Origin of the sequence: Vibrio sp. 1731 (genome assembly GCF_033339955.1) — a bacterium.
GTDB lineage: Bacteria > Pseudomonadota > Gammaproteobacteria > Enterobacterales > Vibrionaceae > Vibrio > Vibrio alginolyticus.
The window spans coordinates 1-17,979 of record NZ_JAWOVO010000016.1 but is presented as its reverse complement, the minus strand read 5'-3'; the positions used below and the strand labels follow the sequence as shown (position 1 = coordinate 17,979).

The 17,979-nt window shown below is 44.9% G+C and carries 23 protein-coding genes; 10 read left to right on the top strand and 13 right to left on the bottom strand.

The window, feature by feature from the left end:
* Positions 1 to 74: 74 nt before the first annotated feature.
* Entirely contained in the window at positions 75 to 1,328 is a 1,254-nt protein-coding gene (locus R7035_RS17440; RefSeq protein WP_005389855.1) for a uracil-xanthine permease family protein, read from the bottom strand.
* 365 nt (positions 1,329 to 1,693) lie between these two features.
* On the opposite strand from R7035_RS17440, the gene R7035_RS17435 reads away from it, so the two are divergent.
* Positions 1,694 to 2,902, top strand: coding sequence for a DUF2066 domain-containing protein (locus R7035_RS17435; protein ID WP_005380405.1), 1,209 nt, complete (start codon positions 1,694 to 1,696; stop codon positions 2,900 to 2,902).
* Between the two features lie 140 nt (positions 2,903 to 3,042).
* Here the strand turns inward: R7035_RS17435 and R7035_RS17430 are convergent, their stop codons facing one another.
* The 4 genes from R7035_RS17430 to R7035_RS17415 are packed head-to-tail and all read right to left on the bottom strand — an operon-like array spanning position 3,043 to position 5,894.
* Positions 3,043 to 3,483 (bottom strand): DUF2069 domain-containing protein, encoded by a 441-nt coding sequence (locus R7035_RS17430; RefSeq protein ID WP_005380407.1) that lies wholly within the window; start codon positions 3,481 to 3,483, stop codon positions 3,043 to 3,045.
* 22 nt (positions 3,484 to 3,505) lie between these two features.
* Positions 3,506 to 4,075, bottom strand: coding sequence for an NAD(P)H:quinone oxidoreductase (gene wrbA / locus R7035_RS17425; protein ID WP_005380409.1), 570 nt, complete (start codon positions 4,073 to 4,075; stop codon positions 3,506 to 3,508).
* Positions 4,076 to 4,426 carry an arsenate reductase (glutaredoxin) gene (gene arsC / locus R7035_RS17420; RefSeq protein WP_064368710.1) on the bottom strand — a complete coding sequence of 117 codons (351 nt, stop codon included), beginning with the start codon at positions 4,424 to 4,426 and terminating at the stop codon, positions 4,076 to 4,078.
* Positions 4,427 to 4,442: 16 nt separating this feature from the next.
* On the bottom strand, positions 4,443 to 5,894 hold the full coding sequence (locus R7035_RS17415; protein ID WP_005394337.1) for a tetratricopeptide repeat protein: 1,452 nt from the start codon (positions 5,892 to 5,894) through the stop codon (positions 4,443 to 4,445).
* Between the two features lie 257 nt (positions 5,895 to 6,151).
* Between R7035_RS17415 and R7035_RS17410 the strand changes: the two genes are divergently transcribed.
* Positions 6,152 to 6,388, top strand: coding sequence for a sulfurtransferase TusA family protein (locus R7035_RS17410; protein WP_005380414.1), 237 nt, complete (start codon positions 6,152 to 6,154; stop codon positions 6,386 to 6,388).
* A gap of 1 nt (position 6,389) precedes the next feature.
* Complete coding sequence (locus R7035_RS17405) at positions 6,390 to 7,463, top strand: AI-2E family transporter (RefSeq protein ID WP_005389843.1); 1,074 nt, start codon at positions 6,390 to 6,392, stop codon at positions 7,461 to 7,463.
* 77 nt (positions 7,464 to 7,540) lie between these two features.
* Here the strand turns inward: R7035_RS17405 and bcp are convergent, their stop codons facing one another.
* Together bcp and R7035_RS17395 are read right to left on the bottom strand one after the other, a co-directional pair.
* Positions 7,541 to 8,011: a thioredoxin-dependent thiol peroxidase gene (gene bcp, locus R7035_RS17400; protein WP_318146207.1), complete on the bottom strand. Its 471-nt coding sequence runs from the start codon at positions 8,009 to 8,011 to the stop codon at positions 7,541 to 7,543.
* A 16-nt stretch (positions 8,012 to 8,027) separates the two neighbouring features.
* The gene (locus R7035_RS17395) at positions 8,028 to 8,570 is read right to left on the bottom strand and encodes a glycine cleavage system protein R (protein WP_005380420.1); all 543 of its coding nucleotides are present in this window, start codon (positions 8,568 to 8,570) and stop codon (positions 8,028 to 8,030) included.
* Positions 8,571 to 9,046: 476 nt separating this feature from the next.
* On the opposite strand from R7035_RS17395, the gene dapA reads away from it, so the two are divergent.
* Complete coding sequence (gene dapA, locus R7035_RS17390) at positions 9,047 to 9,925, top strand: 4-hydroxy-tetrahydrodipicolinate synthase (protein ID WP_005380422.1); 879 nt, start codon at positions 9,047 to 9,049, stop codon at positions 9,923 to 9,925.
* Positions 9,926 to 10,005: 80 nt separating this feature from the next.
* Positions 10,006 to 11,025: an outer membrane protein assembly factor BamC gene (gene bamC / locus R7035_RS17385; protein ID WP_005380424.1), complete on the top strand. Its 1,020-nt coding sequence runs from the start codon at positions 10,006 to 10,008 to the stop codon at positions 11,023 to 11,025.
* Positions 11,026 to 11,131: 106 nt separating this feature from the next.
* On the opposite strand, the gene R7035_RS17380 is transcribed toward bamC, so the two are convergent.
* Genes R7035_RS17380 through R7035_RS17365 form a run of 4 tightly spaced genes read right to left on the bottom strand, consistent with a single transcriptional unit; the run spans position 11,132 to position 13,550 of the window.
* Positions 11,132 to 11,335, bottom strand: a complete 204-nt coding sequence (locus R7035_RS17380) for a DUF2897 family protein (RefSeq protein WP_005380425.1) — start codon at positions 11,333 to 11,335, stop codon at positions 11,132 to 11,134.
* On the bottom strand, positions 11,332 to 12,030 hold the full coding sequence (locus R7035_RS17375) for a M15 family metallopeptidase (RefSeq protein ID WP_053306708.1): 699 nt from the start codon (positions 12,028 to 12,030) through the stop codon (positions 11,332 to 11,334). The genes R7035_RS17380 and R7035_RS17375 overlap by 4 nt, the downstream gene beginning before the upstream one ends.
* Positions 12,031 to 12,044: 14 nt before the next feature.
* Positions 12,045 to 13,181, bottom strand: a complete 1,137-nt coding sequence (gene dapE, locus R7035_RS17370) for a succinyl-diaminopimelate desuccinylase (RefSeq protein WP_005380429.1) — start codon at positions 13,179 to 13,181, stop codon at positions 12,045 to 12,047.
* A gap of 18 nt (positions 13,182 to 13,199) precedes the next feature.
* Positions 13,200 to 13,550, bottom strand: coding sequence for an ArsC family reductase (locus R7035_RS17365; protein ID WP_171343220.1), 351 nt, complete (start codon positions 13,548 to 13,550; stop codon positions 13,200 to 13,202).
* A 291-nt stretch (positions 13,551 to 13,841) separates the two neighbouring features.
* Here R7035_RS17365 and R7035_RS17360 point away from each other — a divergent pair, with 291 nt between their 5' ends.
* Positions 13,842 to 14,129 (top strand): helix-turn-helix domain-containing protein, encoded by a 288-nt coding sequence (locus R7035_RS17360; RefSeq protein WP_005380433.1) that lies wholly within the window; start codon positions 13,842 to 13,844, stop codon positions 14,127 to 14,129.
* A gap of 34 nt (positions 14,130 to 14,163) precedes the next feature.
* Here the strand turns inward: R7035_RS17360 and R7035_RS17355 are convergent, their stop codons facing one another.
* Together R7035_RS17355 and R7035_RS17350 are read right to left on the bottom strand one after the other, a co-directional pair.
* A complete protein-coding gene (locus R7035_RS17355; RefSeq protein WP_005380435.1) occupies positions 14,164 to 14,496 on the bottom strand; it encodes a DUF4156 domain-containing protein in 333 nt (110 codons plus the stop codon).
* A 3-nt stretch (positions 14,497 to 14,499) separates the two neighbouring features.
* Positions 14,500 to 14,853 (bottom strand): DUF2956 domain-containing protein, encoded by a 354-nt coding sequence (locus R7035_RS17350; protein WP_005380437.1) that lies wholly within the window; start codon positions 14,851 to 14,853, stop codon positions 14,500 to 14,502.
* A gap of 144 nt (positions 14,854 to 14,997) precedes the next feature.
* Between R7035_RS17350 and R7035_RS17345 the strand changes: the two genes are divergently transcribed.
* The 4 genes from R7035_RS17345 to R7035_RS17330 all read left to right on the top strand — a co-directional run.
* A complete protein-coding gene (locus R7035_RS17345) occupies positions 14,998 to 15,483 on the top strand; it encodes a DUF2919 domain-containing protein (protein ID WP_171343224.1) in 486 nt (161 codons plus the stop codon).
* A gap of 46 nt (positions 15,484 to 15,529) precedes the next feature.
* On the top strand, positions 15,530 to 16,432 hold the full coding sequence (locus R7035_RS17340; protein ID WP_033907102.1) for a Dyp-type peroxidase: 903 nt from the start codon (positions 15,530 to 15,532) through the stop codon (positions 16,430 to 16,432).
* Between the two features lie 143 nt (positions 16,433 to 16,575).
* Positions 16,576 to 17,715 carry a flagellin gene (locus R7035_RS17335; RefSeq protein WP_042521439.1) on the top strand — a complete coding sequence of 380 codons (1,140 nt, stop codon included), beginning with the start codon at positions 16,576 to 16,578 and terminating at the stop codon, positions 17,713 to 17,715.
* A partial coding sequence (locus R7035_RS17330) for a hypothetical protein (RefSeq protein ID WP_318073604.1) occupies positions 17,708 to 17,979 on the top strand: 272 nt, incomplete at its 3' end. The genes R7035_RS17335 and R7035_RS17330, both read left to right, overlap by 8 nt.

Here is a 17,979-nt window from a genome sequence, read left to right as displayed (position 1 = left end):
GAAAACCAAGCCTTTTTTGTATCTACAAGAGGAGAAGAGTAAGACACGCCAACTAATAAAGCGGCGCAAACGAACTATTTCGCGCTTTCTTCTTCCATTTGTGCGTTATCCACAACGTGGTTTTCACCTAAATCGTTTGGTAGCACAAGGTTAAGAATAATTGCCACGATACCGCATAGGCTCACACCTTGTAGACTGAACTCACCAATACCGAAAGCCATACCACCAATGCCAAACACAAGTGTTACGGCAACAATCACTAGGTTACGAGACTTATGTAAATCAACGTTATTCTTGATCAGTGTGTTGAGGCCTACCGTTGCGATGGAGCCGAACAGCAGAATCATGATGCCGCCCATAACAGGAACTGGAATCGTTTGAAGAACCGCACCTAGCTTACCTACCAATGCAAGTACGATTGCGGTGATTGCTGCCCAAGTCATGATCACAGGGTTAAATGCTTTGGTTAGCATTACCGCTCCTGTTACTTCACTGTAAGTGGTGTTTGGTGGAGCACCCACCATCGAAGCTGCGATAGTTGCCACCCCGTCACCTGCGATTGTGCGGTGAAGGCCTGGTTTTTTCAGGTAGTTTTTACCTGTAACGTTTGAGATAGCAAGCATGTCACCTACGTGCTCAACCGCAGGTGCGATAGCGACAGGAATCATGAACAAAATTGCGTTGATATTGAACTCTGGCGCGGTGAAGTTTGGCATGGCTAGCCAAGCCGCTTGTTCTACGGGAGTGAAATCAACCACCCCGTAGAATAGAGAAACAGAGTAACCAGCAAGAATACCACCAACAATAGGAACGAGCTTCAAAAAGCCTTTTGCAAAAACGCTGAGTACAATGGTTGTGAGCAGTGAGACCGCCGAGATAATGATCGCAGCATCACCATTAACTAGCTGTGCAGCTCCATCACCAGTTTTACCTACCGCCATGTTCACTGCTGTTGGGGCAAGGCCAAGGCCGATAACCATGATCACAGGGCCAACGACAACGGGCGGGAGAATTTTATGGATAAATCCAACACCACGCACTTTGATCATCGCCCCTAGAGCCACATAAACTAAGCCAGCTGCCATCAAGCCGCCCATCGTTGCACCGATACCCCAAGTTTGGATACCGAACATAATAGGAGCAATAAACGCAAAAGAAGAGGCAAGGAAGATGGGAACAGAACGTTTAGTCATTAATTGGAAGAGGAGGGTACCGACACCGGCACCAAAGAGGGCTACGTTTGGATCAAGGCCAGTTAGGAGCGGCACAAGCACCAAAGCACCAAAAGCGACAAAGAGCATTTGAGCGCCTTGTAACGCGTTTTTCATAATAATTCCCTATTTTCAAGATACGCAGACAAATCCGGCGAATACTATCATCCTGCAATCGTTTGCAATGTTGCATAGATCAAACTTTCGATTGAATTTTTCCCATAAATAGCACTTTTGAGAGTTGCTTGCTTGCAAATTGTCCTCTTTTACGTGTCTTGCGTGAAGATGAAAAATGGACAGCCTAACTTGTTGAGATAGCTTAATAAGCAATGAGTTTATTATAAAAAATAGCACTGAAGTGCTGGTTGAGGCCCGAGTTAACAAAGCTGGTCATAATACAGACAATTTACTCAGTACTTGCCTTGCTCAAGATTTGATAGTTGCTTATTATTCGGGTTCTTGTTCAGAGGATTATAAAAACTATGCGCTATTTAGCTCTCTTACTGATAGGTTGGTTGTCCCTACCAGTATATGCATTAACTCAGGTGGATATCTATCGTGCCGAAGTGGTTATCGACAGTGAGCAGAACGACGGTGAGTCTTTGGCTCGTCAACAAGGTATGCAGGATGTGATTGTTCGAGCGACCGGTTCTCAATCCTCTTTAAGCAATCCAGTGATTAAAAAGGCACTTAGCTCAAGTGCGCGTTACATTTCTCAACTAAGCTATGGGCAGGTTGATGGAAAAGCGAGCTTAAAAATGTTGTTTAACAACGACCAAATCAGCTCTCTTTTAACACAAGCACAATTGCCATCTTGGTCGCCAAATCGTGCCAATATTTTAGTTTGGATGGTTGAAGAACAGGGTTACGATCGTAACATTGCGTGGGAACATTCTGAATCTTCAAATGTTGCAGCACTTCGTAGCGCAGCGAAATTAAGAGGCCTACCAATCACTATCCCGGTTGGGGATTTTGATGATGTAACCGGTGTTAATGTCTCTGATCTTTGGGGCGGCTTTATTGAGCCAATTGGTCAAGCTAGCCAGCGCTACCCAGCTGACGCCGTTTTGGTTGTACGGGCTCAAGGTGAACAAATTCGTTGGACACTCTACGACCAGTCGCCAACGAGAATTGTAGAAGCGCAACGTTCTCCGCGTAGCGGGTCTGTATCAGGTGCTAATGCTATTGCAGAAATGGTGGATGGCATCGCAGACTACTATGCAAGTAAGAGTGCAGTTGTGGTTTCAGGAAAGTCTTCAAAAGCGCTAGCAGTGAAAGTCCTTAATGTAACCTCTGCCACGGACTTCTTCCGTTTAGAGAATGCGTTAAAACAACTTAATTCGGTTGCGGGTACAGAGATTAAGCGTGTTCAAGGGGACGAGTTAACGCTCAACATCCACCTTTTGGCATCACAACAAGCTTTTGAGAAAGAAGCTTCTTCTATTTCTCAATTAATGGTTTTTGAAGATCCTTTAGGTGAAGTTGATGCCCCAGCTTCAACTCAAGAAGAAGAGCCATTGGTTCAGAGTAATGAAGCAAAAGACGCCGCGACGCCAAAAGAAGCGCAGCCTGAAGTACCAGTAGATATTGTGGCAGAAGCAAGTGACGAAACACAGCCAACTCAGCCGATGATTGTGGAGCCTGCCCGAGAACAGTATGACTTGATCTACGAGTGGCGCTCGGCATCGTAATCTCCTTGGTAGCGTTCCAGGCGTGAAACGCAAGGATCAAAGACCAATGTGGTAAGCATAAAAAAGAGTCGCAATAGCGACTCTTTTTGTTTTCTAAATTCGTATTCGAACCAATGATCAGTGATTGACTGCAATTGGCGTTATTTATTGAATTTCGCTTTTTCTTCTTTTTCTACTTGAGAGAGGCGTTTCAACTTAAGACCTAGCTCTTTGCCTCTCGCTCTAGCAAACAAAATATTGCCAGCGAAACCGAGTGAAGTCAGTATCAGTTCCACTGCCGCAAGCCAGCGTTCACCCCCATCCACATAAAGGATGGTCAGCGCATGCAAGAAATACAGCATAAGAACAAAGTTAGCCCAAGCATGAGTGTAAGGCTTACCAGCTAAAATACCAGGCAACGGAAGTAGTAGCGGAATACACCAAGCAATAGCAAGTGTTGTGCTGCTGAGGTGGGGATGAGGGGATAACGCAAGCTGCCAAATAGCGACCCAGGCTAATAAGGCTAAGTTGCCAAATAAAGCCAGGTAACGATAGGTTTTAGCCTGTGTACCGAGTGGTGTTTGGTCTAAAGAGTCAGACATCGATTAACTATCCTTGATTTTACTAACAGACTTTTAGTTTTAACGCTGCAGTTGCCAGCCTTTTGCCTAATTGTTGTGCCAGGCGAATCTCTTCACTGCTTAGGGTTGCCTCATGGCCTACACTGCTGGCGCCATACGGAGTGCCTCCGGACTGCGTAGTGTGTAACTCTGGCTCGGAATAAGGAATGCCCAAAACCATCATCCCGTGATGCAATAAAGGGGTCATCATGCTTTGTAACGTTGTTTCTTGACCACCATGCATCGAGGACGAAGAGGTAAAGACACAAGCAGGCTTATCGATTAAGTCACCACTGACCCATAAAGATGTAGTCTGATCCCAGAAGTGCTTTAAAGGCGCAGCCATGTTGCCAAACCAGACGGGACTGCCAAACGCTAGACCGTCGCACGTTTTCAGTTCCTCTAGAGTAACAATTGGATCAGAAGGGGAGTGTGAGTGAGGTGACAATTCTTCAACTGTACGCAAAATTGCTTGGCATTGAGGAGTCGATTCGACTCCTCTTGCTATTTGTCTTGCCAGTTGTTTTGTCGAGCCATGACGGCTGAAATACAAAATAAGGATCTGGCAATCCATTTATAAAATATCCAACACTTGCTCTGGTGGGCGACCAATTTTTGCTTTGCCGTTGGCAACGACTACCGGACGCTCAAACAACTTTGGATTTTTCGCCATTGCTTCGAATAATTGCTCATCGCTGACGGAGTCTTCGCCTAAGCCAAGCTCTTTATATTCAGTTTCTTTAGTGCGCATCATTTCACGTACAGATGAAAAGCCAAGCTGGGCGTACAGCGCTTTTAGTTCATCCACGTTAAGTGGTGTGTCTAGGTATTTGACGACTTCCGGTGTAACACCATTTTGCTCAAGCAGTTCAAGTGTTTGACGGCTCTTTGAGCAACGAGGGTTGTGATAAATCACGACTGACATGGTTTTCTCCATTTCGTTATTGTAATGCCATGAATCGATCTCTTTGGATCATGAGTTGGTCGATACGGGCATCGTATCGCGCTTGCTCTAAGCTGCCCAACTTGGCCATTTTACTTGCTTCACTATAATATTGAATCGCTTTATTCCAATTTGCTCGCAATGCCAAAATTTCCGCTCGAGCAGCCAATTCTTCATCGCTACGCCCTAGCGCGTGGTAGCTCTTCGATATTAGGTGCCAGCCATTTGTATCTTCAGGATAGTCATGAGTGTATCTTTGAAGAACTCGCGTGGCTTGATCGTTTTTATTGTCCTCAAGTAGCGCATTGGCGTAGTTAATGGTTAATACTTTATTTTGAGGGTTACGAGATAACGCTTTACGGAGCATCTCGGTCGCTTTTTCTGGCTGCTTCTTCTCGATATATAAATCCGTCATAGCGTCCAAGTAAAACGGGTTACTTGGGTCTTGTTCCAGTAACTTTTTCAAAATTGGTTCCGCTTGAGATAGGCGTTTATTGTCTAAATGCACGAGTGCTCGACCATAATCAAAAGCAGGTGTAATGTCCGCAGAGGCTTTCTTTTGAGTTCGCTCAAACCAGCTCAGGGCGGCTTGTCCATCAATGCCAGCGTAACGAGCCACAATGCGCGCGCGAGCTAGATGATAGTCTATTGAAGGCACAACACGCATTGGAGGATAGGTTCTTGCTCGCGCACGGCTATCGGTAATTCGATCTTCAGGCAGAGGGTGAGTCAGGAGCATTGGTGGCGGTTTACTCGCATAACGATACTCATCAGCAAGACGGCCAAAAAACCTTGGCATTGCTTGAACATCAAAACCGGCTTTTGCTAGTGTCGAAATACCAAAGCGATCCGCTTCTTTTTCGTTTGCACGAGTGTAGTTGATTTGACTTTGCATGTTGCCCGCGGTTGCTGCTGTAATTGCAGCCATCCCCGCTTCGGGTGAGGCAATTGAAAGCAGTAGTGCCCCCGCAAGTGCGGCTAATGTGGCCGGAGAGCGGCGTGCTTGTTCTTCCATACTCCGAGCAAGATGACGTTGTGTGACGTGCGCTATCTCGTGAGCGACAACAGAGGCCAGCTCACTTTCTGAACGAGCATGAAGAAACAACCCAGAATGCAGCGCTACATAGCCACCAAAAAATGCGAACGCGTTGATATTACGGTCGCGAATCATAAAGAAGTGGAACGGCGTTTTTACATCATTCGCATTGGCCACTAATTTGTGCCCAAGAGAGTCAATATATTCATTGATGACAGGGTCATTAACGATAGGTTTACTGGCTCTGAGCATACGCATATAGGCGTCGCCATAAATCAACTCTTGGTCTATTGAAAGCGTGCCACCAGCAGCTGTGCCAATGTCTGGCAAGTCAATGCTATTGGCATAAGTTGTCGGCGAACTGATGGCAGCAGCAAGACATAAGCAAACTAGCGAGCGAGTGCGTTTTAACATACGTTTAAAAGGTTCTCCAAAATACATAAGCATGTGGTTACAGGTCGAGAGCCTATTAACAGCGCCACATACGTTTTGGTTATCCGTGAGGATATAAGCTAACAGTAAGACCGGAAATAAATGAATTGGTTTCGTAAATTATTTTACATCCGAGCTATTTCAGCATGTGGTTAAATCATGTCAGAAGTGCTAGCACCAGCTCAAAAAGCCGTTACAATACAACCCTATCATAAGTGCAGAGCAATACAATGGAATCCATGTTACTTGATTTGCGTGAGCAACGTTGTCCTATGGCACTGTTACTTGCAAAGCGTCATGCTGCTGAGGTCTTTCAAGGAGAAGCAAAGCAGTATCATCAACTTGTCATTCAAGTAGTGGACAACAGCTCTAAACGAGACATTGTGAACTATCTTAGTGCCCAAGGGTACTCGGTTGATTGCCAATCTACATCAGAGCACTACACATTGACTGTCTTCAATAAGGAATCCGCATAAGATGTTTGAAATGGTTAGTCGTTGGTATAAACGACGTTTCTCTGACCCTCACGCAGTAAGTCTCGTCGCGATCTTGCTGTTTGGCTTTATCACCATTTACTTCTTTGGACACTTGATTGCGCCATTACTTGTCGCGATCGTTTTGGCTTATCTACTTGAATGGCCAGTTGTCAAAATGTGTCGTATGGGCGTGCCGCGCACTTTGTCGGTTATTATCGTGATCTTGGTCTTTGTCGGGTTAATGTTAATTGCGTTGTTTGGCTTGGTTCCGACGATTTGGACTCAGGTCGGTAATCTAATTAACGATATTCCGAACATGTACAACGGGCTACAAAAGTTTATTGTCACATTGCCAGAGCGCCATCCTGAACTAGCCAATTTAGAAATAGTAGAAACCGTGGTGACGAACGCCAAAAACCAAGCACTGGGGCTGGGTGAAAGTGTCGTCAAAGGGTCGCTTGCTTCATTAGTTAGCATTGCAACGCTAGCGGTATATTTGATCTTAGTGCCACTCCTTATCTTCTTTTTGCTTAAAGACAAAGAAGAAATGCTGCGAATCGCAAGCGGTATTCTGCCGAAAAACCGTAAATTGGCGAATAAAGTTTGGCATGAAATGAACGAGCAGATATCAAATTACATTCGCGGTAAAGTGTTAGAGATTTTAATCGTGGGCGGTGTGAGCTACGTGACTTTTGCCCTTTTAGATCTTCGTTACTCGGCGTTGCTTGCCGTAGCCGTTGGTCTGTCGGTTTTGATTCCTTATATCGGTGCGGCGGCTGTTACTGTACCTGTTGCTATCGTTGGTTTGTTCCAATGGGGTTTAACGCCTCCGTTTTATTGGTTGTTGCTTGCTTACGGTATTATCCAGGCGCTGGATGGTAATGTGTTGGTTCCTGTTCTGTTTTCCGAGGCAGTAAACTTACACCCAGTTGCTATCATTGTGGCTGTATTAGTCTTTGGTGGGCTGTGGGGTTTTTGGGGGGTGTTCTTCGCCATTCCTTTAGCGACATTAGTCAAAGCCGTATGGCATGCATTACCAAGCACGGAAGAAAACGAACCTGTCGAACAAGAGTAGTTGTTACCAAAGGTACGATGGTTAAAAGAAAGCCCAGCAGTTTGCTGGGCTTTTTGTTTGTAGAAAAACAATAGCGTTTAAGCGTTTTCGTTTAAGTAGTTTAATACGACTTCGTGGTGATCTTTGGTTTTGAACTTGTTGAACACATGTTCGATCACGCCTTCTTCATTGATCAGAAAGCTAATGCGGTGAAGACCGTCGTATACTTTGCCCATGAATTTCTTTTCGCCCCAAACGCCGAACTGGTCAGCAACGGCATGGTCTTCATCAGAAAGCAGAGTGAAGTTTAAATCATCGCGCTCGATGAACTTGCCTAGGCGCTTTACAGGGTCGATGCTTACGCCGAGTACCACCACGTTATGTGCATCGAGTTCAGCTTTGATGTCACGAAGGCCTTTTGCTTGTGTAGTACAACCCGGCGTCATCGCCTTAGGGTAAAAGTAGAAAAGTACTTTCTTGCCTTGAAAGTCTTCAAGAGAAACGGTATTTCCGTCTTGGTCGAGCAAAGAGAAGGCTGGCGCTGGCGAGCCTGCTGTCAGCGTATTCATTTTGATTTCCTTTACTTTATAGTGTGTTTTTAATGAAATTCAGAGAACCTTGTACGTTGAGCGACTTACAAAGTTCATCGAAGTCTTCTTGTAACTGCATCAAATTAAAATCCGCGCTTACAGATGCAGTAATCGCAATGTGAAACTGGTCAGAATCGAGTTGAATTTTCGACTTGCTGATGGTTTGCGCGCTAAGAGAGTCTAAACCAATCTGCTGATCAGCGAAGAACTTAGTAAATTTTTCAGTTAACCCAGGGCGGTCTTCAGACTCAATAAACACTTCCATGGTGTAGCTGTTATCGAGCAGTTCGTGCGCCGCTGTGCGTTTCATGATCGTAATAAGGTCATGTTCTTGGCCAAGCAGGGGCAATTGCGTTTCAACTCGAGTCACGCTGCTGGCGTTCCCAGTCAGGAGCATGATCAGCGTAAATTCGCTGCCAAAGATAGCGATACGGCTATCGACTATGTTACAACCAGCTTGAGTAACGAGCTGTACGACTTGGTTACAAATGCCTGGACGGTCCGTTCCAACTGCTGTAAGTACCAGATGTTGCTTCATAAATGAGCTTCTTGTCCTTTCTTCAATAGAGAGATGTTAGCACAGATATTGCGAAGAAATATCGAGCCAGTTCTTTTTTAGTCCATAAAAAAGCAGTCGGAGCTTGAGGGGAGTGGTGGGAAACAAACAGTAAATGCAGGCTATAGGATAAACAAAACGTTTGCATGATGTGCTTGCCTATTGTCTGGCCGTTTTATTCACTTAGATCTGACTTGGCTAACAAGACCAGAGAGTATATTTTCCTTGCTTGTGCTCTTCAGTATTTTCCAAATCACTGATAGATTCTAAAGTCACTCGAAAGCCCAACACGATTATCAATATTGCCGTTAATCAAACCAAATAGAGCAATTAAGTTGCTAGACCTCTAACAACTGATAATTATTCATTCATTTGTACTTTGTAAGCGAGTTTACGCTCTTGTGTTTTTCAATCGCATTACAGTACCATGCAGAAAGAGTTAAATGAGGGAGATAAACATGTTTTCAGGAAGTATCGTAGCGCTGATTACGCCATTCAAAGCAGATGGCGAAGTAGACTTTGACGGTCTGCAAAAGCTAGTAGAGTACCACGTTGAAGCGGGTACAGACGGTATTGTGGCAGTAGGCACAACAGGTGAGTCAGCGACACTGACCATTGAAGAGCATGTAAAGGTCGTTAATAAAACTGTTGAGTTTGCCGACGGTCGCATCCCTGTGATTGCTGGCACGGGTGCAAATGCTACCCATGAGGCAGTAACATTTAGCAAATTACTGGCTGATTCTGGTATTGCTGGCTTCCTGAGTGTGACACCGTATTACAACAAACCAACTCAAGAGGGTTTGTTTTTACATTACAAGGCAATTGCCGAAGCGAGTGATGTGCCTCTAATTTTGTACAACGTACCAGGCCGTACTGCTGTTGATATGCAGCCAGAAACAGTGGCACGCTTGTCAAAGCTTGATAATATCGTGGCTCTAAAAGATGCAACGGGCGATTTGGAACGAATTGCAATTCATCGTGAACTTTGTGGCGAAGATTTTATCTTACTAAGTGGCGATGATGCGACAGGGCTGGATTTTGTGAAACTTGGCGGCAATGGTGTTATCTCGGTAACGAACAATATTGCAGCTAAAGACATGGCAGACATGTTCCATTTGGCAAGTGAAGGTAAGTACGAAGAAGCAGAAGCGATTAACCAACGCTTGATGACTCTACACAAAAACCTTTTCATCGAAGCAAGCCCTATCCCAGTAAAATGGGCAGCGCAAAAGCTTGGTTTGATTGAAGAAGGTGGTTTGCGTCTTCCTTTAACTACGCTTTCTGAAAAATCGCAGCCGATCGTCGAGCAGGCGCTAACAGACGCCCATATTTATTAAGATTGAGCTATTAAGATTGAGTTACTAGGATTGAAGTTCATACTGGGGGCCAAAGCGCCCTCGGTGTTTTAGGAGTATAGATGAAGCTTTCAAGCCAGTTAGTGTTAAGTTCATTAGCTGTATTCGTATTGACTGCCTGTTCAGGTGGTGCCAATCAACGTCGTCAAGCAAAAGATGACTTCGAGTATTTGAACTCCCCCAATTTGGGTGAGTGGAATGTCCCACAGGGTGCACAGCCTCAGTTTTACCCTAACTACGAGATCCCTCAGGGTAACTACGCTGGTGGTGTCGGTAAAGATGTCGACATTCGTCCACCTCAACAAGTCCTAGAGCTTATTCCCGGTGCACGTCTAGACCGCAGTAGTGATGGTGAAGTGACACTTTGGCTACTTCGTAAAGATGAACTAGATAAAGTTTGGCAAACGGTGCAAAACATGGTCGCGGCCAACGAGATTCCAGTTGAAAGCCAAACAGACTCTCGCATCGAGACAGGATGGGTGACTTGGGATTCGCCAGATGAAGAGCTAGAAATTGGCAGCCGATATGAAATCGTACGCGCTGAAGCAAATGGTCGACACGGCTTTAAGGTGAGCCTTATTGACTGGCGTGAAGGCAATCAAGTGAAAGAAGTAACGGCGACCAACCGTGAGCGCTACAATGTGTTCATGACGAACTTGGTCACCGCTCGCTACGATCAAGAAGTGCGTGAAGAAGCACAGCGTAAAGCGCAAGAGTTGGTTAAACAGATCCCAATCACAATGGGTAAAGACCGCAGCGGACTTCCAGTGATTATCGCGCGTGCGCAATACAACATGCTTTGGCAGCGTCTGCCTAATATTCTACCTAAGATGGGCTTTAAGATTGAAGAGCGTAGCCAGTCTCAGGGCACAATCACTGCGAAATATGCGTCTCCGGATGATGAATTCTGGAACGATATCGGCGTTAAACCAGTGGAGTTAGCCGCTGGTAAGTACACATTCTTACTTGGTGATTTAGGCAACCGTACGTCTATCAATATCACCGACTCCTCTGGCAAGCCAGTAGAAGAAGAGTTTTTGAAATCACTAGCGCCTGTATTGGCTGCAACAGTGAAGCAGTAAACAAAGCGAGCTTAACGCGGCGTGTTTACTTAATGATAGAAAAGGGACCTAGTGGTCCCTTTTTTGATGTTTAGATTAAATGTGTCGAGATGAAGCTGGTGAGTAACTAACGAGGCTCGTTTTTGTTTTTATCTTCTTCAGCGTAGCGCTGTTTATCCAATGTGTTCAGCTTATCTAAATCGTTCTTACGGCTTTTATCCATCTGACCAAACTTCATTTTTGCGGTATATTTGAGTGCGGCAATATTACCAATGACCACGCTCAACACTACAATAATAATGACCCAAGGATTGGTTAGTATTTCTATCATAGAGCCTCCGGCGGCGTGATATTGTGAATAAATTTGGCAACGACGTTATCCAAATTATTCAGTATGACGTCAATCCCTGCAATGTTGTCGGTCTGATTTTGTTTAATCAACTGGCTTCTGAGTACATCAAGCGTCAACTGCTCGAGGCATTGCTGCCCGACAGCGCGGTGACTAATGTGCCAAGGCTCAATCGAAACGCCACCTAAATCATGCTGATAAGGAAAGAAGAAACCGAACCGACCAAGGTTGGCTTTTAACCATTGGTAGAACGCCTGCTGGTGGCCTTCAAGATACTCCCAAGGTTCCAACTTGAGTTTGGTGTCAGCAGGCAATAAATTGCGCGCATAGACATCAAAATCACAACCCCAATGATGACGACTTCCTCCGGGCAATGCCGACCAGCGCAAAATGGCCATCAATTTCTCTTCGTCATTTAACTCTGCTTTATTCAAAGGGCGGGAGTTGATGTCGAGAATTGGCAACTCACCAGAAAACTTCCCGTTCCAGATGGCTTTTTGGCGATTAAAGTCACGAAAACCACTGGCGATTTCCATTTTGAAACCTGCTTCTGTTGCCGCTTCAATCATCTTTAGCAGATCGTCAGCCACTTCAGGGTGGAGTAGAAACGCTTTTTGCCCCACTAGTGTGGATTGAAGATGAGAATCAGTGATTCCGGTGAGTTGCTCTGGTGTCATTGTGTTCTCGCTGATTATTTCGCCAATAGGTGTTTCAACGTGTTTTCGTACATGTCCGTCAACTTTTCAAGATCGTCGACTTTCACACACTCGTTCACTTTATGAATCGTAGCGTTAACAGGACCTAACTCTACGACTTGACCTCCCATTCGAGCAATAAAACGACCATCAGACGTACCGCCAGTTGTAAGTAGCGCTGGCTTCGTATCATTGACTTCGGCCACTGCAGCTACAACCGCGTCTAGCAGTGCGCCCGTATCGGTCAGGAATGGGTCACCGTTGAATGTCCATTTTAGGTCGTAGTCCAGCTCATGCTTGTCCAATGTTTCGGTAACACGCTGAACAATTGCGTCATTGTTAAGCTCAGTACTAAAACGTAGGTTGAACTGAACATGGAACTCGCCAGGAATAACGTTAGACGCACCAGTGCCAGCCGATACATTCGGGATCTGGAAACTGGTCGGTGGGAAGTAATCATTCCCTTTGTCCCATTCTGTCGTCGCGAGTTCATGAATCGCGAGTAGAGACTCATGCACTGGATTGCTGGCTAGGTGAGGGTAGGCCACGTGGCCTTGTGTTCCTTTTACCGTTAAATCACCAGTGATGGATCCACGGCGTCCATTTTTCACTACATCGCCAACCACGTCGGTGCTGGATGGTTCACCAACAATACACATATCGATGTTCTCACCACGTTCCATCAACGTTTCTACAACGCGAACGGTACCATTGATAAATGGCCCTTCTTCATCTGACGTAATCAAAAAGCCAATTGAGCCTTTGTGGTCTGGGTTTTCTTCAATGAAGCGTTCGACAGCAACGACCATAGCAGCTAGTGACCCTTTCATGTCAGCTGCGCCGCGGCCATGCAAGTAACCATCAATAATGGTCGGTTCAAACGGATGTGTATTCCAGTGTTCCAATTTGCCAGCTGGTACCACATCGGTGTGGCCAGCAAACGCAAATAGCGGCGCTTCTGAACCACGTCGAGCCCAGAAGTTCGTGGTGTCTTCAAATACCATCACTTCAATTTCAAACCCGAGTGCTTTTAAGCGCTCGATCATCAAATCCTGACAACCTGCGTCTTCCGGCGTTACGGACTGTCTACTGATCAGATCTTTAGCAAGTGCCAATACTGGACTGTCTGTCATCCTTGAGTATTCCTTTATTTAAGAGTTGAAAATGCTAGCGTATTGATCAGCTTTAAAACCGATATGAAGTTGATCATTTACTTTTAAAATTGGGCGTTTAATCATCGCAGGGTTTTCTACCAAAAGAGCGATGGCGTTTTCCTCGTTAAGTGTGTCTCTCTGCTCTTGCGCTAATTGGCGGTAGGTTGTGCCACGTTTATTGAGCACCTGTTCCCAACCTAAAGCGCGACAAAATTCACTTACCATTTCTGCATCAATGCCTTGCTTACGGTAGTCATGGAAGTCGTAAGCAATATCCTCGGCTTCTAACCATTTCTTGGCTTTTTTGATCGTATCGCAGTTGGGAATACCAAACATGGTAATCGACATAGTGTTTCCTTTTTCTTTGTTCTATTTTTCACTGGCGCGGTTAAGACGCACTTAAGTGATTTGGGCTGTTAAAGCATCCTATCAAGAAGCAATCAAACTGACAAAATGCGGTGGAAAATATTTTCAGATAGATTGAGATAACTAATGTCACATAACTTATTTACGATGAATGCGCTATAAATCGAATAAAAATTCGTCTAAATCAAATGGAAAAGTCGAGTTATTGATCAAACGCAACACCTCGCTGAGCAAAAACGAAATAATGAATCAGCACAATTTTAGGAGGTGTCAATGGAATTGAGTCCTGTTTTTGCAAGGCGGCTATATTTGGCCTTGTTGGTGGAAAACCTAGAAAGGCCGAATGTGCCAAAGTTGATCGAAAAAACGGGGTGGCCTCGTCGTACTATTCAAGATGTACTCAAGGCGTTACCTGGGATCGGCATTGAACTCATATTCGTTCAAGATGGCCGACGTCATAATGACGGCTATTATCAACTTTCAGATTGGGGGCCTTTTGATAGCCAATGGGTTCTAGAGCGGGAGAGAGATATCGCTAGCAGTCTTGGATTTCGTGCATAAGCCAGCAATTGCTGGCTTTTTTCATATTCAGGCCTCATCCATTGCAGCGGTAGGCGGAACCCAGCACGCTAAATGAAGTGATAAAATCTTGTGGGGAAACCATAAAAACGGTGTCCGCATCGATAGCCGCTGCATTGTTTTTTAAATCGTTCATCGCGCCTTGCATCATCGCGTCATTAGTCATGAAAATGTAGTTATACCAATGGCCTTCACTTCCGGTGACTTCGCCTTTGTATTCGCATCGCTCAGGGTCGAATTGCGCGTCAATGCGAATATGAACATCTTGACTTTGAGCATGAGTAAGGTGAGAAGGCATCGTGCAACCCGTTAGAAGCACGACAAAAAGTCCAAGTAACAGGCGTTTCATTAGCTATTTCCCCAATACTATGTAAGCAGCAAAGCCAATCCAGCTCAGGACAAGTAGTGTCCAAGGCAGTTTGCTTGATGAATGGTTTGGCGCATCGTCGGTGATATTGTCTTGTTCGATAATCTCTTCATGCTGACGTTGTTTTTCACGTTGCTGTTTTTTCTTCGCTTTATCGGCTTGGCGGTTGCGCTCTTTTTGTTGTTTCTTATATTGCGCGATGCCTTTTTCGATACCTTGAGCGATGAGCTTGGTTTGCTCTTTGGTTTGGCCGGGCTTTTGCGTGGATTTAGCAATTCTCATCGCTTCGGCTTGTGTTTCTTGAGAAGGCACAGGGGTGGCAGGAGTTCTTTTTTTCATGTTTCTCATCAACGTCGCTGTAAATCTTTGTTTAGTTTACCTGTGTAAGGTGCTGAAATGAACTTCAGTTCTCATCTTTGTTGGCTTGCAACTCTGAAACGATAGGTTAAAGTGACGTTTTTATCACATAAAGAAGAAGATGTTGTGCGCTATTCGTTTGACCAATATGACGCTCATGGATTTTTAAAGGCGCCGATCATTTTATGGGTGGGATGGATGTTTCTTGTGCGTTCATGGATGGTGTTTGCCATGGCTGGTGTAAGTCGTGATAGTGGCAGCAAGCTACTCGCTATTGTTTACCCAGATTCAAGTACGTTGTATTTAGGTTTGGCGATGGGCATTCCAAGTTTGCTTCTTATGTGGTTAATGGGGCTTCGTCATCCCGACAGAGGATGGGTAAACAGAATTACTCGCTATGGTCGCGAGATCACTTTGATCTTGTGCGGTATTCAACTTGCTCAGACCATGTATCATGTGTACCTAGAACATGGAGTGTTTAATTGGGCAAACGCCCTTACCATTACCTTATTAGCTTGGTTTATGATCTATCTTCTAAATGGAATATGGGTAAAAGACTGTTTTCATGTGCCACAATTGGCGCACGATGAACAGCAGCATTCAAAGAATTAAAAACAATAACTTCCCACTCTGGGGCAAAGTAATAGAGGAAACCTCAATGTCACAAGCTCAAACGGCGATCGTGCCAGAAGCCGGGCCATTTGCACTGTACACTCAACTCAAAGTGAACCAAAACCGTGAAAACGTATTAGAAAAACTGAAAGCACTGCCAAAGTTGGTGGAAGAGTTAAACATTACCCAGCCAGGTGCTGCGCTGACGCTTTCTATCGCATTCACAAAATCGTTTTGGGAACACCTTAATGTAGACGCGCCAGAAGAGCTTATTGATTTTACTCAACTTGGCGAAGGTGACATCGTTGCTCCTGCAACAGACGTAGATGTGCTTATTCACTGTCACTCGACTCGTCACGACTTGCATTTTTACGTGTTGCGTAAGTTCCTAGAAGAGACGGCACAAGATGTCACCATTGTGGACGAAACATATGGGTACCGTTACCTTGATGCTCGTGATATGACAGACTTCATTGATGGCACAGAAAACCCGAAAGGGGAGGCTCGCGCTGATGTGGCTCTAGTAAAAGAGGGCCCATTTGCTGGAGGCAGTTATGTTATGGCTCAGCGCTTTGAACATAACCTTGCCGCTTGGAATCGATTGAATGTCAAAGCGCAAGAAAAAGTGATTGGTCGTACCAAGCCAGACTCTATCGAGCTAGAAGACGTTCCTGCTGCATCACACGTTGGTCGAGTTGATATCAAAGAAGAAGGTAAAGGTTTGAAGATTGTTCGCCACAGCTTACCATACGGGACGGTAACAGGGCCTCATGGCCTGCTGTTTATTTCTTACTGCAATACACTTCATAACATTAAAGTGATGCTAGAAAGTATGTACGGCGTGACAGATGGTAAAACAGACCAAATGCTTCGTTTCACAAAAGCGGTAACTGGTGCGTACTTCTTCGCTCCTTCACAAGAAATGCTCGCAGAGCTAGCCATCAAGTAAGTTCTCAGACTTTATTTCTTAAGCCCTCCAATTGGAGGGCTTTTGTTTTCTATTTCTATTCCAATCTCTTTTCAAAAAACACTAAACTTTTCTGTTACTTGGTCGATAAGTACTCAAAGCCTTAATTTTAGGACTCTTTATTCGTGGCGATCACCGTTAATACCAATGTAGCAGCACTTGTCGCACAGCGTCATTTGACCAGTGCAACGGATATGCTGAACCAATCCATGGAGCGTTTGTCTTCAGGGAAGCGTATTAATAGCGCAAAGGATGACGCTGCGGGTCTGCAAATCTCCAACCGCTTGCAATCACAAATGCGTGGTTTGGATGTCGCGGTACGTAACGCGAATGACGGCATTTCCATCATGCAAACTGCGGAAGGCGCGATGAATGAGGTGACCAATATCATGCAACGTATGCGTGATTTGTCGCTACAGTCAGCCAATGGTTCAAACAGCAAAGCGGAGCGCAATGCACTGCAAGAAGAAGTCTCTGCTTTAAATGATGAGTTAAGTCGTATTGCAGAAACGACCTCCTTTGGCGGACGTAAATTGCTGAATGGCACATTCGGTACATCGTCTTTTCAAATCGGTGCAACGGCTGGTGAAGCGGTACAAATTGGCCTGCGGACCATGCAGCCGGAATCTTTAGGTAGCTTTTCAATGAGCTCATATCAAAGAGTCAGTTCAGATTGGACGGTTCAAAACGGAAATAATGAAATTGTTATCAGCTACCGTGATAACAATTTTGAAGAGCAGGAGATCCGTATTGAAGCTAAAGCTGGCGATGATATAGAAGAACTCGCGACTTACATTAATGGGCAAACCGATAAAGTGAAAGCGTCTGTTAATGAAGAGGGGCAACTGCAGTTACTCATGTCCCACAAGGACGCCATAAAATACCCTGGACCAACCTTCAGTGGTGGCCTGGCTGATGAGTTAGAACTTGGCAAGTATGTCACCGTAAATAGAACGGTAGATAGTATTGATATTAGCACGGTCGGTGGCGCTCAGATGGCGGTCGGTATTTTAGATGATGCTTTGAAAACGGTAGATGGCAGTCGTGCGGAGTTAGGCGCGTATCAAAACCGCTTTAATCACGCGATCAATAATCTAGATAATATCCACGAAAACTTAGCCGCTTCCAACAGTCGTATCCAAGACACTGACTATGCCAAAGAAACTACGCAAATGGTGAAGCAACAGATTTTACAACAGGTCAGTACTTCTATTCTGGCACAAGCAAAACAAGCGCCAAACCTAGCATTGACCTTGCTTGGCTGATGAACGGCCTTGCCCGAATTTAACGCAAAACCTGCCTGTATCGACAATTCGAAAAGAAGCTTTAGCAAAAAATGAAAGTTTTTTTGCTTTTTTATCCGCTTTGTCACGATTACCCCTCCAAACGAATTATTTTCAAAAAAATCTAAAATTTTCTCTAAAGAAAACAGGGTATGCGCCGTTAATAAAAGTAACTTTGAGAGAACTACTTGGTTTTCCGAGACGTCGGAAACCGCTACACCGGAAAATCAATTGGAGAAATCACCA

Coding starts and splice junctions, on each gene's coding strand:
- bcp (WP_318146207.1), bottom strand. CDS start 8,011: ATGAATACGCTGACAGCAGGCTCGCCAGCGCCAGCCTTCTCTTTGCTC.
- R7035_RS17350 (WP_005380437.1), bottom strand. CDS start 14,853: ATGAAAAAAAGAACTCCTGCCACCCCTGTGCCTTCTCAAGAAACACAA.
- R7035_RS17380 (WP_005380425.1), bottom strand. CDS start 11,335: ATGATAGAAATACTAACCAATCCTTGGGTCATTATTATTGTAGTGTTG.
- R7035_RS17360 (WP_005380433.1), top strand. CDS start 13,842: ATGGAATTGAGTCCTGTTTTTGCAAGGCGGCTATATTTGGCCTTGTTG.
- R7035_RS17365 (WP_171343220.1), bottom strand. CDS start 13,550: ATGTCGATTACCATGTTTGGTATTCCCAACTGCGATACGATCAAAAAA.
- dapA (WP_005380422.1), top strand. CDS start 9,047: ATGTTTTCAGGAAGTATCGTAGCGCTGATTACGCCATTCAAAGCAGAT.
- wrbA (WP_005380409.1), bottom strand. CDS start 4,075: ATGGATTGCCAGATCCTTATTTTGTATTTCAGCCGTCATGGCTCGACA.
- R7035_RS17395 (WP_005380420.1), bottom strand. CDS start 8,570: ATGAAGCAACATCTGGTACTTACAGCAGTTGGAACGGACCGTCCAGGC.
- R7035_RS17435 (WP_005380405.1), top strand. CDS start 1,694: ATGCGCTATTTAGCTCTCTTACTGATAGGTTGGTTGTCCCTACCAGTA.
- R7035_RS17415 (WP_005394337.1), bottom strand. CDS start 5,894: ATGTTAAAACGCACTCGCTCGCTAGTTTGCTTATGTCTTGCTGCTGCC.
- R7035_RS17375 (WP_053306708.1), bottom strand. CDS start 12,030: ATGACACCAGAGCAACTCACCGGAATCACTGATTCTCATCTTCAATCC.
- R7035_RS17355 (WP_005380435.1), bottom strand. CDS start 14,496: ATGAAACGCCTGTTACTTGGACTTTTTGTCGTGCTTCTAACGGGTTGC.
- R7035_RS17340 (WP_033907102.1), top strand. CDS start 15,530: ATGTCACAAGCTCAAACGGCGATCGTGCCAGAAGCCGGGCCATTTGCA.
- R7035_RS17410 (WP_005380414.1), top strand. CDS start 6,152: ATGTTACTTGATTTGCGTGAGCAACGTTGTCCTATGGCACTGTTACTT.
- R7035_RS17430 (WP_005380407.1), bottom strand. CDS start 3,483: ATGTCTGACTCTTTAGACCAAACACCACTCGGTACACAGGCTAAAACC.
- bamC (WP_005380424.1), top strand. CDS start 10,006: ATGAAGCTTTCAAGCCAGTTAGTGTTAAGTTCATTAGCTGTATTCGTA.
- R7035_RS17440 (WP_005389855.1), bottom strand. CDS start 1,328: ATGAAAAACGCGTTACAAGGCGCTCAAATGCTCTTTGTCGCTTTTGGT.
- arsC (WP_064368710.1), bottom strand. CDS start 4,426: ATGTCAGTCGTGATTTATCACAACCCTCGTTGCTCAAAGAGCCGTCAA.
- dapE (WP_005380429.1), bottom strand. CDS start 13,181: ATGACAGACAGTCCAGTATTGGCACTTGCTAAAGATCTGATCAGTAGA.
- R7035_RS17405 (WP_005389843.1), top strand. CDS start 6,390: ATGTTTGAAATGGTTAGTCGTTGGTATAAACGACGTTTCTCTGACCCT.